Below are 14,706 nucleotides of genomic sequence, written 5' to 3' on the forward strand. Positions count from 1 at the left end.
TTGCCATGTTGCGTGGAGCGCCTCGGCAAACGCCGGGCCGCCAATGCCGCGCGCCTAGTCCTGCGCGGCGATGTTCAGTTGCCCGTCTTCCAGCCACACCTGCACGGCCTTGCCGTGCAGCGCGCGCGGGACGTCGTCGAGCACCTTGTAGTGCCCGGCCACGGCGACCAGTTCGGCATGGAAGGCGCTGCAGAAGATGCGGGCGTCCTGGTTGCCCTGGGCGCCGGCCAGCGCACGCCCGCGCAGCGCGCCGTAGATGTGGATGGAGCCGTCGGAGATCACTTCCGCACCGGCACCCACCGCGGTCAGCACGGTCAGGTCGCGCTGTTCGGCGTAGAGCTGCTGGCCCGAGCGCACGGCGGTCTTGTGGACCAGACCCGGCTGCACGGTGGCCTTGGCCGGTTCGGGTGCGGCGACCGGCACCGGGGCCGGCGGCGGGGCAGCGGCCGGTTCGCCGCGCTCGTACTGGGCGCGGAACTTGGCCAGCAGCGGCAGGCCGAGCTGTTCGGCCAGGGCCTGGATCTCGGAGGTGCCGTAGGCCAGCGCGACCGGCAGCACGCCGGCCGCGCGCAAGCCTTCCAGCAGCGCGCGCGCGGTGGCCAGCTCGGGCGTCTGCATCAGCCCGCCGAAATCGATGATGACCGCGGCGCGCCCGAACAGCCTGGGCGCGCGCTCGACCCGCGCGCGCATCTCGCCCACCAGCGCCTCCACGTCCAGCGTGCGCACGCGCAGGTTGGCCACGCCGACCTGGCCGATCTTGAGTTCGCCAGCCTGCTCGTAGCTGCTGGCAGGGGAAGGCGTGCTCATGTGCCGGTGGACCGCTTGGCGCTGGCAGGGGTGAACCGGCGCGGGCGGGTCCAGGCCGTGTCGGGCAGCTGGCCGCGGTAGGTTTCCAGCACCCACGGATAGCTGCACAGCTCCTTCATCAGCATGCTGGCGCGGACCTGCACACCGGGCATGACGTGCTGGCCGACCTCGCGGAAGTCGAAGCTGCCATGGAACAGCAGGGCCGGATCGGCGCCATGGTCCAGGAACACCTCGCAGGCCAGCTGCGGGTAGCGCAGCTCGGCGTAGCTCTGCACGTCGGCGTAGAACGCACGACCCACGCCGCCGCCGCGGCGGCGGCTGGCCACCACGATGCGGTCGATATAGAAAAAATCGGGGTAACGCTCCTGGAACCAGGCGTAGTTGCTGCTGTCGTGGCCGGCGCCGGAGCCGAAACCGACCAGGAACCCGGCCAGGTTGCCATCACGCTCGGCGACGCGGAAATACTCGGCACGTTCAAAGAAATCGTGCACGCGTGCGCTGTCCAGCGGCAGGATCGCAAGGCCTGCGTTGTTGTTCAGGGCCAGGACGGAATCCAGCTCGTGCTCGCGCACATCGCGGATGACGATCGACATCGGGCTTGCTCCATGAAACTGCGCCCCGGCAGCGCCGGAACCGGGCCGATTATCGCATGGGCGGCCCCAGCTGCGGGCGGCCGGTCGCGTCCCGGGCGCGTGGCGGGCATGACTTCGGACTCAGGTCGCGCGGTGGCCGCGGCACGTAAGATGCCGGCATGTTCGGACCCATCGCCCATACCCGACTGTTGCGCGCCGCCGGGCTCTACACCTGGGCGATGGTGGGCATTCCCATCATTCTGAACGTCTGGTTCCTGCCGCCTTCGCGCGGAACGCAGGGCCAGGGACTGAACCTGCCAATGGCGCTGGGCGCCTATCTGGCCTTCGGCCTGTGCTACTGGCTGGCCACCCGCACCCTGCACGAACGCCCGCCGCAGCATCCCAGCCCGGGCAGCGTGGCGCTGCTGCTGGTGATGATCTCGGCGGCGGTGGCGGTCGGCTTCTACACCCAGACCGGCCTGGGCGCACTGCTGCTGGTGGTGGTGGCGGGGGTGCTGCCGTGGATGCTGGAGCTGCGCTGGGCGGTGCTGTGGCTGATGTTCGCCCACGTGCCGCTGGTGCCCTCGTTCATGGCCCGCGAGGATTTCAATCTGTGGGAGTCGGTGTTCCAGTCGTCCTTCTACGTGGGCTTTGCCGCGTTCGTGCTGGTCACCGCCTACGTGGCCCGCCAGCAGGCTCAGGCCCGCGAGGAACAGCGCCGTCTGAACGCCGAACTGCGGGCCACCCGGGTGCTGCTGACCGAAAGCGCGCGGGTCAACGAGCGCACCCGCATCTCGCGCGAGCTGCACGATTTGCTGGGCCATCACCTGACCGCGCTGAGCCTGAACCTGGAAGTGGCCGGTCACATCAGCGAAGGTCGCGCCCGGGAGCACGTCCGCCAGGCCCATACCCTGGCCCGGCTGCTGCTGACCGACGTGCGCGAGGCGGTCAGCCAGCTGCGCGAGTCCGGCTCGATCGACCTGGCCGCCGCGTTGTGGCCGCTGGCCGAACACGTCCCCTCGCTGGACATCCACCTGGACCTGCATGAGCCGCTGACCCTGGAGGATCCCGAGCGCGCCCACGTGCTGTTGCGCTGCGCCCAGGAAATCATCACCAATGCCGTGCGCCATGCCGGTGCGCACAACCTGTGGATCAGTTGCCGCCGCGAGGGGGGCGATCTGTTGATGGAAGCCCGCGATGACGGCCGCGGCGTGGGCGAGCTGGTCGCCGGCAACGGCCTGCGTGGCATGCGCGAGCGTCTGCGCCAGTACGGCGGCCAGCTGCAGCTGGATACCGGCCAGGGCACCGGCTTCGGCCTGAGCCTGCGCCTGCCGGCGGCCAGCGACGATCCGCTGTTGCCTGCGCCGGCGATCCCGGCCGAGATCACGACTTCTTCTGGAGACACCGCATGATCCGCGTCTGCCTGGTCGACGACCAGAACCTGGTACGCCAGGGCATCCGCTCGCTGCTGGCGCTGGACGATGGCATCGAGGTGGTGGGCGAGGCGGCCGATGGCCGCCAGGCCGTGGAGCTGATTCCGCAGCTCAAGCCGGATGTGGTGCTGATGGACATGCGCATGCCGGTGATGTCCGGCCTGGAGGCCTTGCAGGCCCTGGCCCGGCTGCAGCAGCTGCCGCCCAGCATCATCCTGACCACCTTCGACGACGACCAGCTGGTGCTGGCCGGGCTCAAGGCCGGCGCCAGGGGCTACCTGCTCAAGGATGTGTCGCTGGAGCAACTGGTCGGTGCGATCCGTGCGGTGGCCGATGGCGGCTCGCTGGTTCAGCCGGCGGTGACCCAGCGCCTGTTGTCGGGGCTGGAGCACATGCGCAACGAGTTCTTCAGCCTGGACCGTCCCGATCCGCTGACCGACCGCGAGACCGAGATCCTGCGGCTGATGGCCTCGGGCTTCTCGAACAAGGAAATCGCAAACTCCCTTGGCGTGGCCGAGGGCACGATCAAGAACCACGTGTCCAACATCCTGTCCAAGCTGGGCGTGCGCGACCGCACCCGCGCGGTGCTCAAGGCCTTCGAGCTGCAGCTCGTCTGACCCCGGGCGCAGCCGCCAGCCGGGGCGCTGGAACCGGCCGGCGCGGCCGGGCGGCAGTCGCTGTTTCCGCCCCCGCTCCGCGGCGCCAGGTTGCGGGCCATGGCGGCACGTGGCGCGCGTCCCGGGACCGCATCGGTGCAGGCCGCTCGGCGCGGCATTTTCCGGTCATGACCAGGCGTCAAGCTGGCGAGGATGCCGGCTTGGCAGGGCAGGAGAGGACTTGTTTCGTGCTGGTCTGTTAAGACTTCGTTTTGTCACCCCAACGCGATGATTCAAGCGCAGTTTTTGGCTGACCGCGCCGTTCCAAGCCTGCTACGATTGGACACTTGCCTGCCCTTAACCATGGCCTGTCACCGGCCCCGGAGACCGCTGAATGTCCCGTTTTCTCGAGATTTTGATCGCCCTGGCGCTGGTCCTGGCGCTGTTCCTGGTCATCGGTGTGGTCCTGCCGTCGCATCGCCATCTCGAAGGAAGCGTGGAGAGCAACCGCAAGATGACCATCGTGTACGACACGGTGAACAACGTGCGCCGCCTCAAGGACTGGAGCCTGATGCTGCCGGGTGACCCGGCCCTGTTGCGCTATTCCGGCGGCGCCGAGGGCAACGTGGGCAAGGGTGCCAGGGTCGAGTTCACCTCGCCGGTGGTCGCCGCCTGGGAGAAGGGCAGCTGGGAAATCACCGACAGTCAGGCCCCGCCGGCCGGCGGCGGCAAGGCCGAGGTGACCTATGCCATCAGCGACGGCGCCCCGGGCCGCAACAAGGTCAGCGTCATCACCCTGACCCCGACCGGCAAGGGCGGCCGCAACGTGCGCATCACCCAGACCTATGACGTGGACTACGGCTGGAACATCTACGGCCGCTTCCTGGGCATGTACATCAAGAGCCAGATCGGCGACTCGCTGGACGCCAGCCTGGCCAAGCTGAGCACCAACCTGGCCACCATCCCCAACTTCGACTACCGCGTCGAAGGCAGCAAGCTGACCGACCTGAAGATCGCCCAGGTGCCTGCTGAGAACCTGCTGGTGGTCAGCGCCGGCAGTGTCGAGCGCAGCAACGATGCGATCAAGAAGTCGATCCTGTCCAACCAGGAGTGGATCAAGCGGGTGATGGAGTCCAACGACCTGGAGCCGGCCGGTCCGTTCCGTCTGATCACCACCGAGCTGGCTTCGCAGACCTACACCTTCGATCTGGCCCAGCCGGTGCGCAAGAAGGGCAGCGGTCCCAAGACCGGGGCCGCCGGGGCGGATGAGGCCAGCAAGACCGGTGACAAGGCCGCCACTGCAGCCGAACCTGCGCCGGCACCGGAGCAGGCCACGGCCACCGATGCGCCCGAACTGCAGGTCAAGGTCGCCGGCACCCCGGTTACCTACCAGCGCACCGAGCCCCAGCAGGCCGCCACCGCCAGGTACACCGGCTACATGTCCGAGCTGGAAGCGGCTCGCAACGGCCTGCGTGCCTGGGCGATGACCAATGGCCACGCGATGCAGGACCGTCCGTATGAAACCTGGAACAGTGGCGTGGACAAGCCATTCACCGACGCAAGCGCCACCTACACCCTCTACTGGGCCATCAAGTACTGACCGGCCACGCGCAACGCAACGCGCAGTTGATCATCCGCGCCGCGCCTTCGCACCGTCGAAGGCGCGGCGTTTTCGTTCCAGGCCCCCCGCGAAGCGCCGGGCCTCCAGAGCAGGCACCTGTGCATGATCGAGCGCCGAACCTCTACTGTTTCTCCGCTGGCCGCGATCGGGGCGGTACTGTGCGCCGTGGCGATCGGGCTGGCCGCCTACGCCGCGCACGGGGTACCTGATCCCAAGGTCCAGGCGGCCCTGCAGAGTGCCTGCCTGTATGCCTTCGGTCACGGGATCGCGCTGGCGGCGCTGGCCCCACGCGCACGGCGTGCGCTGGGCCAATGGGCCCTGCGCCTGCTGCTGGTGGGGACGCTGGCGTTCTCCGGCAGCATTGCCTTGCATCACCTGGCTGGTGCCTCCAGCGCATTGGCGCCGGCCGGTGGCGTGGCGATGATGCTGGCCTGGCTGCTCTGGGCCGTCGACGCACTGCGTCGTTAGGATCGCCGGCCGTGGCCCGACACGCGCGCGGATTCGATACCGCCGCGGCCTGGGACCACCTGGCCAGGTGCGACCGCAAGCTGGGCGCGTGTATGAGGCGCATCGGCGTGATCCAGGCCGAGCCGCGCTGGCGCGGGACCTTCGACCCGGTCGATGCGCTGGCCCGGGCGATCCTGTTCCAGCAGCTCTCGGGCAAGGCCGCCGCCCCGACCAGCCGCTCGCAGGGTTGATCCTGGCGGCAGCTGGGCTGCACGCCGGAGCCGGGCGCCTGGGGCGTGGTCAGTTGACCGGCTTGGGGCGTCTTTCCGAGAACTCGGTTTCCAGCAGTTCCAGCCAGGCATCGACCCGATAATCCTCTTCCGGGGCAATCTTCAGCAGCTCGTTGAGCACCTGCTTGGCTTCGGCCAGTTCGCCCAGCTGGTAATGCGCCTTGGCCAGGGCCCAGTGCGCCTCGGGCCGGCGCGGTTCCAGGGCGATCCATTCGGTGGCCGAGAACTTGGCCGCCTTGCTCTGGCCCGAGGCCAGCAGGTCGTCCAGTTCGGTCTCACGCAGGTCACCGCGGCGGCTGCTGCGGTTCTCGCGCATCACGCTGACCACGTTGACCACCAGGATCACGAAACAGACCGACATGACCAGGATTCCGGCGCTGATGAAGACCAGCAGCCAGGTAATGGTGTTCAAGGACTGCAGCAGGGGTTGGATCGATTGCAAGGAGGTGGCCTCTGTCGGCGCGCCGGGCGCCAGAGCGGGCGCGTGGCTGCCTTCGTGCGAGGGCAGCGGCTGCGCCGGATGGGGGAAGGTTCGAGCGCCGTCGTTCTTTGGTCGGCCAAGCGCGCAGCAAGGGTAGCCGATGCCCGCGTGGGGGCGACAGCCGCGCGCGGCAGGTCAGCGGCCGCCGTGGCGCCAGTGCCAGGGTTCGTAGATGATGCCATGCGCATTGCCGCGCGGATAACTCATGTAAAAGCTGAAGCGCGTGGCGTTGGCCTGCAGCCAGGCGAAGGCAGCAGTGGTTTCGAACGATTCCTCGGCCGGCGGCTGGCCGGGCGTGCCGATGTCCAGGGCGGTGCCGGCGTGGTGCTCGCTGTAGCCGGGGGCGGCGTTGACGGTCAGGATCCGGGCCAGGGGCTGGCCGCGTTCCAGCTTGCGCTGAAAAATGCCGAGCTGGTAGGCGTGGCTGCGATAGCCGGAAATGGCCTCCAGGGCGATCTGGTCACCGGCCGCGGCCTGGCGCATCGCCTGCCAGGCGCGGCCGGCCGCGCGGGTCAGCCACAGCGGGCGGCGGTAGCGGTCGAACCCGGCCAGGGCCAGGGTGGCCGGTTCGGCGACCAGGACCAGGCCGGTGCGGGCGGCGTAATCGTCCGCGTCCAGGCCCAGGTGATCCAGGCGGCGGCGCAGGCCATGCAGGGGCAGGACGCCGGACAGATCGGGATCGATGGGTGCCCCGCGCGCCTGGGCCGCTTCCAGCCGGTCCAGGGCATCGTCCATGCCGACGCTGCGGCTCCAGCCGGGAACCAGGCCGACCAGGCCTTCGGGCAGCACCGCGGCCAGGTAACGGCCATCGTCCTTGCGCCGCAGCACCCGGCTGGCGCGGGCCAGGGCGCGTGCATCGGCGCTGCTGCGCGCACGCAGCAGGCCGGCGGGCCACAGTTCGACCTCGGCGGTGTTGAGCAGGGTGCGGGCGTTGGCGAAGGTCGAGCGGACCGGCATCGCCTGCACTTTAGCGCGGGTGCGGGTGTGCGGCCAGCTCACGCAACCGACGCAGCAGGCCGTTGGGATCGCGCACGTCCAGCAGCAGGCCGTGCCCGGCACTGCTGGGCAGCCACAGCAGCAGGCGGCTGTCGGCGGTGGCGACGAAGGCCTTGCGCCGGTTGCGCAGCCGATACCAGCCGCTGCGAAAACCCGGCAGGCCATGGCCGCGCAGCTTGCGCAGCGAGCGCAGTTTGGTGTGTTCGGCCAGGTCCACCACGCGTGCCTGATCCAGCTGCAGCTGGGCAATGGACACCTGGGTGCGGAAGAACGTGGATCGCATGGCGATGCCCTGCGCATCGACCTGGAGCGACTGGGCACCAGGGATGTAGCCGGCCACTGGCTAGCTAGAATGGCTGCCCCTTTGCCCCTGAAGCACCGCCATGACCACGCTCGGCACGCCGCGCTCGCCTTCCGCCACCCGCGTCCTGTTGCTGGGCTCGGGCGAACTGGGCAAGGAAGTGGCCATCGAGCTGCAGCGTTTCGGCGTGGAAGTGATCGCCGCCGACCGCTATGCCGACGCGCCGGCCATGCAGGTCGCCCACCGCAGCCAGGTGCTGGACATGCTCGATCCGGCCGTGCTGCGCGCGCTGATCGCCGCCGAGCAACCGCACCTGGTGGTGCCGGAGATCGAGGCCATCCATACCGAGACCCTGGTCGCGCTGGAGCGCGACGCCGGCCTGCACGTCATTCCCACCGCACGCGCCGCGCGCCTGACCATGGACCGCGAAGGCATCCGCCGGCTGGCCGCCGAAACCCTGGGCCTGCCGACCTCGCCGTATCGCTTTGTCGATAGCGAAGCCGAGTATCGCGACGCGCTGGCCGCGATCGGCTTGCCGTGCGTGGTCAAGCCGGTGATGTCGTCCTCGGGCAAGGGCCAGAGCACGCTGCGCAGCGAGGCCGACATCGGTCCGGCGTGGGCGTACGCGCAGACCGGCGGCCGTGCCGGCGCCGGGCGCTGCATCGTCGAGGGCTTCATCGACTTCGATTACGAGATCACCCTGCTGACCGTGCGCCATGTCGGCGGCACCAGCTTCTGCGATCCGATCGGTCACTGGCAGAAGGACGGCGACTACCGCGAAAGCTGGCAACCGCAGCCGATGACCCCGGACGCGCTGGCGCGCGCGCAGCAGATCGCACGCGCGGTCACCGACGCGCTGGGCGGGCGCGGCCTGTTCGGGGTGGAGCTGTTCGTCAAGGGCGACCAGGTCTGGTTCTCCGAGGTCTCGCCGCGCCCGCACGACACCGGCCTGGTCACCCTGGTCTCGCAGGATCTGAGCGAGTTCGCCCTGCACGCGCGCGCGATCCTGGGCCTGCCAGTGGGTGCCGGCGATGGCGGGGTGATCGCTGCGATCGCCCCGTCCGCGTCGTGCGCGATGCTGGCGCAAGGGCATGGCGTGCCGGTGTTCGCCAACGTGGAGGCGGCCCTGGCCGCGCCCGGCACCGCGCTGCGCCTGTTCGGCAAGCCACGCGTGGAAGGCCAGCGCCGGGTCGGGGTGACCCTGGCCCGCGGCGCGGACATCGAGCAGGCGCGCGCCAGGGCGCGCGAGGCGGCAGCGGCGATCCAGATCCGCCTGGAGTAACGGTTCACTTCACCCTTCAGGCCGAACACGCCTGGCGGGCGTCTGCTCGGCGCGGCGGCAGGCACCCGAGTCAGAACGCCAGCTCGGCCCAGACCAGATGATGGTCGCTGCCGTCGGCGATCGGTGCGTGCCGATCGGTCGAGGCAGGCCAGAAGATGCCGCCGCCCACGTATTCGAGGCCAGTGGACGGCAGCACATAGTCCAGCCGCATCGCGCCGGATTTCGGGCCGAAATCGCCGGTGACCTGTTCGGGCGCGCCCTTGCGCAGCAGGCCTCTGGCCGCGTAGGCGCGCGCGGTCTCGGCGCCGCCGGCGCTGGTCGGCGCGGGATGACGCAGCATGCGCGGGTGTTCCATCAATTCGATGATGGCGGCGTGGTGACCATCGCCATCGATGGGGTCATTGTTGAGGTCGCCGGCGATGACGAACCTGGCGTTTGCCTCGAGCCCGCCGCAGCGGCTGGCGTCATCGCACAGCCAGGCCGCATCGGGCGCATTGTCCAGGTAATGTCGCCACAGGGCGATTTCCTGCGCGTTGCGATGGCCGTTGCGGTCTTCTGGCCCGTCGAACACCGGCGGGGTGGGATGTGAGACCAGAAAATGCACGAGGCCGCCGGGTGTCTGCACCGGCACGTCCCAGTGCGACTTGGACGTGAGCCGCAGCTGCGCCCAGGCCGCGGCCGCGTACCAGGGCCGGCCGGTGCGCGGATCGATCGGGTTCACCGCGCCGGGCACAGTGGACCATTTCAGCAGGCGGAAACTGCGCACGGCGGCCGGGTCGATCGGATATTTCGACAGCACCAGCATCCCGTACTGGCCCGGATGCAGGCCGTAGCCCCAGGCATCGTTGCCGGCATCGCGGCCGCTGCCGCCGATGCGGCCGTTGTTGTCCAGGTCCAGGCCGCTGGGCACGCCGGTGTTGACCTGCGCCAGGTAGCGATACGGATAGCGCAGGGGTTCGCTGCCGCCGGGTTGCGGGGTTTCCAGGTACTTGTGCTGAAACAGGTCGGCCGCGCGATGGGCCTGGTCGTAATCGAACTCGTTGAGCAGCACCAGGTCCGGCCGTACCTGCTGCAGCACCGCGGCGATCTTGCGCGCATGGCCGCTGTCGCCTTCCAGCTCGGCGATCAGGCCAACCGGCCTGGTCCGAATACAGCGAGGTGTTGTAGGTGGCCACACGCAGCGGCGCGCTGGCAGTGGCATCAGGGGTGCTGCTGCACGAGGCGGTGGCGAAGGCGGCCATCAGGCACAGCAGGGCAAGTCGTGGGCGCATGGCCACATTCTAGTACCGTAGCCCGGAGATAACGGAACATGGTGAAAGTGATGGATTCAAGTCCAGGGCAAGGCGCAAGCTGCCGCCAAGGCAGGCCGCCTTGGCAAGGCTTGCAACGCCGCCCTGGGCTTGAAGCCGCGCTTTCACGTTTCGATATCTTCGGGTTGCGGTACTAGGGTGCGCCTGTGACCGGCCTGCGCGCCTTCAGCCGACCACCTTCTCGATGTCGTCCCAGCTGCGCCCGTCGAAGGCTTCCAGCGGCTTGAACCTGCGCTTGTATTCCATCTTGCGATGGCCGTTGATCCAGTAGCCCAGGTACAGGTACTGGTGATGGTCGCGGCGGGCCCATTCCACTTGGCGCAGGATCGCCAGCGTGCCCAGGCTGCGCGCGGTCAGGTCCGGGTCGAAGAAGGTGTAGACCGCCGACAGTGCGTTGGGCACCAGGTCGGTCACGGCCACCGCGATCAGGCGTCCGTCCTCGCGCAGTTCCAGGAAGCGGGTCTGCGACCAGCGCCCGATCAGGAACTGCTGGAACTCGCTGGCGCCATGGTCGTCCATGCCACCGCCGACATGGCGGCTGGTCAGATAGCGCCGATACAGCGCCAGATGCTCCTCGCTGCGTTCGGCCGGCGCCACTCGCGCTTCCACCTGTGCGTTGCGCGCGGCGCAGCGGCGCTGGCTGCGATCGGGCGTGAAATGGCTGACCGGAATGCGCACCGGCACGCAAGCGCGGCAGCCCCGACAGTGCGGGCGGTAGACCAGGTCGCCTGAACGGCGGAAACCCCAGGACAGCGCCGTCGGGTAGAACGCCGGCAGGCGCGGGTCGCGCGGATCCAGGACCAGGTCGCGCGCGATGCGGTCGGACCAGTAGCCACAAGGGTGTTCGCCGGTGTGGAACAGGCGCACGTCCTCGCGCGGGGGGAACGCATCGGTCTTCATGCGCCTGGCTCCGTGCACCGGCCCCGGACACGCCCGTCGGGGCGGGCGGGGGACAGGAAACGGATCGGCGGGCAGGGCAGGCAGATGGCCATGGCCTTCAGCATACTGCGCCGCCGTCCGCCCGGGTGAGACGCCCGCGCTGCGCGTGCTGCCCGGGGCACGCGTCTGCCGGCCGATGTCATGCGTCGTGCAGCCAGGCGATGCCTTGACCCAGCTAACCGCCGTCTTAACGCGGCCGGCGTGGCGGTCAACCCGGCCGCCGCGGCAGCGTTTTCCCTGGCAGTGGCAAGCAGCCACGGACCTGAAGGAACACTCATGATGCGCAAGACCCTGATCGCCTTCTCCATCGCCGCTGTGCTGGGCGCCGGCGCGGCCTCCGCCGCCGCGCAGGATGCCAACACGCCGTCGCCGCCGCGCCACGGCGAGCGCATGGCCAAGCTGGACACCAACAAGGACGGCCGCATCAGCGCCGAGGAAGCCAAGGCCGATCCGAAGTTCGCCGAGCACTTCGCCAGGATGGACGCCAACAAGGATGGCTCGGTTGATCGCGCCGATGGTGAGCTGCGGATGAAGCAGCGTCACGACGCCTGGTTCGCCAACGCCGACACCAACAAGGATGGCCAGCTGAGCAAGGCCGAGTTCGACGCGGCCAAGCCGGACCGGTCGATGCACGGCGGCCGGCACGAGGGCAAGGGCATGCGGGATCGCCGGGGTGGCCCGGGTGCGCCGCCATCGGCAGGCGAGGCGCCAGCCGCCAGGCCGTAATGCCTCTGGCCCGGGCTCAGGCCCGCCCCGCGCCTTGCCGGCGCGGGGCTCGAGGCGTCGGAACGCAAGCTCAAAACGCCAGGTGGCCGCGCGCGACCAGTCCGTAGAGCAGTGCGCCGCCGCCGCACAGCAGGCCCAGCGTGCAGCCGATCCAGGCCCACAACCGTTCGCGCCGACGACAGCGCGCCGCCTTGATCGGATCCTGGCGTGCTTCCAGTGCATGGCGCCGCGCCTTGATCCGCGGCTCCACCACCAGGCCCTGGTAGGCGACGACCGCGAACAGCACCAGCGACAGCCCGGTGGGAATCAGCCAGCCGTCACCCCAGGCGGCGTAGGCGCACATGGCCAGGACGAAGGCGGCGGTGACCGCGGCGTTGATCATTGCGCTGCGTCGCAATTGGGTGCGTTCCCGGTCATCGAGGGCGCCGCGTAGGTTGCGCTTCAGGCCCCACCAGATGCCCAGCCAGGCGCCCGCGACGCCGATGCCGATACTGCCAAGTCCACCGAGCAGCACCTTGCCCAGGCTCTTGGCGCCGACCGAACCGGCCATGCCCAGCGCCGTGGCGGCCGCCGCCGGCGGGGCGGCCACGCTCAGCGCGCTGGTCACCAGCAGGGTGAAGGCTGCGGCCGGCGTCGAGTCGCGCGCGAACTCGCCGAAGCGGGCCAGCAGTTCGCTGCGCACCGTCTCGCGGGCCCGCGACAGGCGCTTGCGCACCGCCGCGTCGGACAGTCCCAGCAGCAGCGCGACCTGCTGCGAGCGCTGGCCTTCGCGGTAGTACAGCAGCAGGGTCTCGCGCGCGTCCTCGGGCAGGGCGGCGATGATGTCGGCGGCCGCGGTTTCCTGTTCGGTGATCAGCAGCTGCTGGGCCGGGCCGGGCGTCGGGTCGGCGGCGATGGCGATGGCCAGTTCGGCGTCCTCCCCGGTCATCGCCTCGTGGCGACGCGCACGCAGGTGGTCGCGGGCCAGGTTGCGGGTGATCTGGCGCAGCCAGGGCAGGAAGCTGTCGTGGTTCTTCAGCCGGTCCAGCCGTTGCCAGGCGCGAAGGAAGGCGTCCTGGGCGATGTCCTCGCTGGCAGCCACGTCGCCGGTGATGGCAAGGGCGATGGCGGTGACGGTGTTCTGGCAGCCGCGCACGATCCGGCCGTAGGCGGCGGTGTCGCCGCGGCGGGCGGCGGAGAGCTCCTGGCGGAGCATGACATCGAGCGGAAGGGCGTTCATCGCAGCGGTTCGCAGGCGGGGCCAGACCTCCATGACGCGTGCCAAGGCCGGATGTGACCGGAGTCAGCGCCGCGGAGCAGGCGCCGGCGGGGCCGGCGGCACGGTCGGGAGGCGGATGCGCTCCTCGTCCTCCTTCAGGCCGGCATCCGGCGGAGCGGCCTGGCGCTGCGCCGGCGCAGCGGCCGCTGCTGGCTGCCGCGGCGCTTGGCGCAGGCTGCGCTGGCGCAGGAAGGTGAAGCCTGCCGCCGCCACGACCAGCGCCAGCAGTACCAGGCGGATGCGCGTGGCCCAGCGGCGCCTGCGGTCGGCGGCATTGTTGGACTGGCCCGGTTCCAGCAGGCGCGACTGGCCGGGCCGGGTGCTGCCCAGCAGGCCGTGCTCGCGCAGGAGCTCGCGTGCCCGTGGCTGGTCGTCGGCGCGGCGCACCCAGACGGTGGGCTGCTTCTGCTTGCCGACCGGCTCGGAGTAGCGGAACTGGCTGCCGCGCCGGCCCTGGTAGGAGCGGCCGTTGCTGATGTAGGTCTCGATGCCGTTGCGTTGCAGCAGCTCGGCCACCCCTTCGACGGTTTCCACGCGCTGGCTGGTGAAGATCTGGCGCATGCTGCGCCTACTCCCTGGCAGGCACGTGGGCCACGTCGCTGGCGGTGGGGACCACCCGGATCAGGCCTTCCTGCGCAGCGCTGGCGACCAGCCGGCCGGCGCAGTCGAAGATCAGGCCGCGGGCCATGCCGCGCGAATTCTGGGCGGTGGGACTGTCGATGGCATACAGCAGCCAGTCGTCGGCGCGAAACGGGCGGTGGAACCACAGCGCGTGGTCGAGCGAGGCCATCTGCACGTTCGGCTGGTAGTAGCTGATGCCGTGCGGGAAATTGGCCGCGCCCAGCAGCTGGTAGTCCGAGGCATAGGCCAGCAGGGTGCGGTGCAGTTCCGGCGAATCGCCGATTTTTTCGGTCAGGCGGAACCAGAACCGCTCGCGCGGCGGCAAGGGCTGCGGATTCAGTTCGTTGCGTGGCTGCACGTAGCGGAACTCGAACGGCAACTCCCGGCTGAGCCAGCGCTGCATCTTGACCGGAAGCGTCGCCATCACCTCCGGCGGCACCGGGGGCGGTTCGGCGATGTCCTCCGGTGCCGGCACCTCGGGCATCTGCGCCTGGTGTTCCACCCCGTCCTCGTCGCCCTGGAACGAAGCGGCGCAGAAGAAGATCACCTTGCCGTGCTGGATCGCGCTGACCCGGCGCACCGAAAAACTGCCGCCGTCGCGGGTGCGGTCCACGTCGTAGATGATCGGCGCCTGGACGTCGCCGGCGCGCAGGAAGTAGGCATGCAGCGAATGCGCGCGCCGCCGGGAATCCGGATCCACCGTGGCCTGCGCGGCCGACAGTGCCTGGCCCAGGACCTGGCCGCCAAACACCGCCTTGGAGCCGATGTCACGGCTCTGACCGCGGAACAGGTTCTCCTCCAGGCGCTCCAGCGCCAGCAGTTCGATCAGTTCGGCGACGAGGGGTTTGTTGGGCATGGGCGGGCTGTGGCTGAGGGGGAGAAATGACATCGTATTATAGCCGCCGCGCCCGCTGCGCCTGCGCCTGCGCCCTTGCGTGGCGATGCAGGCTTTGCGCTACCATGCCGGCCTTGGCTTTCAATAGGAACAGGTGGCTCGCGCACCCGCGCCGGCCGAGCGTGCGACAT

Annotated in this window: 15 protein-coding genes and 2 pseudogenes; 7 read left to right on the forward strand and 10 right to left on the reverse strand. The window is 69.7% G+C overall.

Annotated features, from left to right (window positions below; genetic code table 11):
- Positions 1-54: 54 nt before the first annotated feature.
- Together minC and DSC_RS04990 are read right to left on the reverse strand one after the other, a co-directional pair.
- Positions 55-807: a septum site-determining protein MinC gene (minC, locus tag DSC_RS04985; RefSeq protein WP_014160047.1), complete on the reverse strand. Its 753-nt coding sequence runs from the start codon at positions 805-807 to the stop codon at positions 55-57.
- Positions 804-1,400 (reverse strand): GNAT family N-acetyltransferase, encoded by a 597-nt coding sequence (locus DSC_RS04990; RefSeq protein ID WP_014160048.1) that lies wholly within the window; start codon positions 1,398-1,400, stop codon positions 804-806. Before DSC_RS04990 ends, minC begins: the two co-directional genes overlap by 4 nt.
- A gap of 158 nt (positions 1,401-1,558) precedes the next feature.
- On the opposite strand from DSC_RS04990, the gene DSC_RS04995 reads away from it, so the two are divergent.
- The 5 genes and pseudogenes from DSC_RS04995 to DSC_RS05015 all read left to right on the forward strand — a co-directional run.
- Positions 1,559-2,791: a sensor histidine kinase gene (locus DSC_RS04995; protein WP_014160049.1), complete on the forward strand. Its 1,233-nt coding sequence runs from the start codon at positions 1,559-1,561 to the stop codon at positions 2,789-2,791.
- On the forward strand, positions 2,788-3,429 hold the full coding sequence (locus DSC_RS05000) for a response regulator (RefSeq protein ID WP_014160050.1): 642 nt from the start codon (positions 2,788-2,790) through the stop codon (positions 3,427-3,429). Before DSC_RS04995 ends, DSC_RS05000 begins: the two co-directional genes overlap by 4 nt.
- A gap of 373 nt (positions 3,430-3,802) precedes the next feature.
- A complete protein-coding gene (locus DSC_RS05005) occupies positions 3,803-5,008 on the forward strand; it encodes a polyketide cyclase (RefSeq protein WP_014160051.1) in 1,206 nt (401 codons plus the stop codon).
- A gap of 117 nt (positions 5,009-5,125) precedes the next feature.
- Positions 5,126-5,497 carry a DUF423 domain-containing protein gene (locus DSC_RS05010; protein ID WP_425476614.1) on the forward strand — a complete coding sequence of 124 codons (372 nt, stop codon included), beginning with the start codon at positions 5,126-5,128 and terminating at the stop codon, positions 5,495-5,497.
- A gap of 11 nt (positions 5,498-5,508) precedes the next feature.
- Positions 5,509-5,703, forward strand: a pseudogene (locus DSC_RS05015) (DNA-3-methyladenine glycosylase 2 family protein); the annotation flags it as partial.
- Between the two features lie 73 nt (positions 5,704-5,776).
- Here DSC_RS05015 and DSC_RS05020 read toward each other — a convergent pair.
- The 3 genes from DSC_RS05020 to DSC_RS05030 all read right to left on the reverse strand — a co-directional run bounded on the left by DSC_RS05020 (position 5,777) and on the right by DSC_RS05030 (position 7,583).
- On the reverse strand, positions 5,777-6,208 hold the full coding sequence (locus tag DSC_RS05020) for a tetratricopeptide repeat protein (RefSeq protein WP_014160054.1): 432 nt from the start codon (positions 6,206-6,208) through the stop codon (positions 5,777-5,779).
- 174 nt (positions 6,209-6,382) lie between these two features.
- Positions 6,383-7,204: a M15 family metallopeptidase gene (locus DSC_RS05025; protein ID WP_014160055.1), complete on the reverse strand. Its 822-nt coding sequence runs from the start codon at positions 7,202-7,204 to the stop codon at positions 6,383-6,385.
- 10 nt (positions 7,205-7,214) lie between these two features.
- A complete protein-coding gene (locus DSC_RS05030) occupies positions 7,215-7,583 on the reverse strand; it encodes a hypothetical protein (protein WP_014160056.1) in 369 nt (122 codons plus the stop codon).
- A gap of 43 nt (positions 7,584-7,626) precedes the next feature.
- On the opposite strand from DSC_RS05030, the gene purT reads away from it, so the two are divergent.
- A complete protein-coding gene (gene purT, locus DSC_RS05035) occupies positions 7,627-8,826 on the forward strand; it encodes a formate-dependent phosphoribosylglycinamide formyltransferase (RefSeq protein ID WP_014160057.1) in 1,200 nt (399 codons plus the stop codon).
- Between the two features lie 70 nt (positions 8,827-8,896).
- Here purT and DSC_RS05040 read toward each other — a convergent pair.
- A pseudogene (locus tag DSC_RS05040) lies at positions 8,897-10,097 on the reverse strand (endonuclease/exonuclease/phosphatase family protein).
- Positions 10,098-10,301: 204 nt separating this feature from the next.
- Positions 10,302-11,036 carry an arginyltransferase gene (locus DSC_RS05045; protein WP_014160059.1) on the reverse strand — a complete coding sequence of 245 codons (735 nt, stop codon included), beginning with the start codon at positions 11,034-11,036 and terminating at the stop codon, positions 10,302-10,304.
- A gap of 240 nt (positions 11,037-11,276) precedes the next feature.
- On the opposite strand from DSC_RS05045, the gene DSC_RS15985 reads away from it, so the two are divergent.
- Positions 11,277-11,801 (forward strand): EF-hand domain-containing protein, encoded by a 525-nt coding sequence (locus tag DSC_RS15985; protein WP_425476601.1) that lies wholly within the window; start codon positions 11,277-11,279, stop codon positions 11,799-11,801.
- A 70-nt stretch (positions 11,802-11,871) separates the two neighbouring features.
- Here DSC_RS15985 and DSC_RS17400 read toward each other — a convergent pair whose 3' ends face one another.
- The 3 genes from DSC_RS17400 to DSC_RS05065 form a co-directional block, all read right to left on the reverse strand.
- Positions 11,872-13,020 carry an RNA polymerase sigma factor gene (locus DSC_RS17400; RefSeq protein ID WP_014160061.1) on the reverse strand — a complete coding sequence of 383 codons (1,149 nt, stop codon included), beginning with the start codon at positions 13,018-13,020 and terminating at the stop codon, positions 11,872-11,874.
- 63 nt (positions 13,021-13,083) lie between these two features.
- Positions 13,084-13,620 carry a DUF2007 domain-containing protein gene (locus DSC_RS05060; protein WP_014160062.1) on the reverse strand — a complete coding sequence of 179 codons (537 nt, stop codon included), beginning with the start codon at positions 13,618-13,620 and terminating at the stop codon, positions 13,084-13,086.
- A 7-nt stretch (positions 13,621-13,627) separates the two neighbouring features.
- The gene (locus DSC_RS05065; RefSeq protein WP_014160063.1) at positions 13,628-14,536 is read right to left on the reverse strand and encodes an acyl-CoA thioesterase; all 909 of its coding nucleotides are present in this window, start codon (positions 14,534-14,536) and stop codon (positions 13,628-13,630) included.
- Positions 14,537-14,706: the final 170 nt, after the last annotated feature.

Source organism: Pseudoxanthomonas spadix BD-a59 (assembly GCF_000233915.3).
Classification (GTDB): Bacteria; Pseudomonadota; Gammaproteobacteria; order Xanthomonadales; family Xanthomonadaceae; genus Pseudoxanthomonas_A; species Pseudoxanthomonas_A spadix.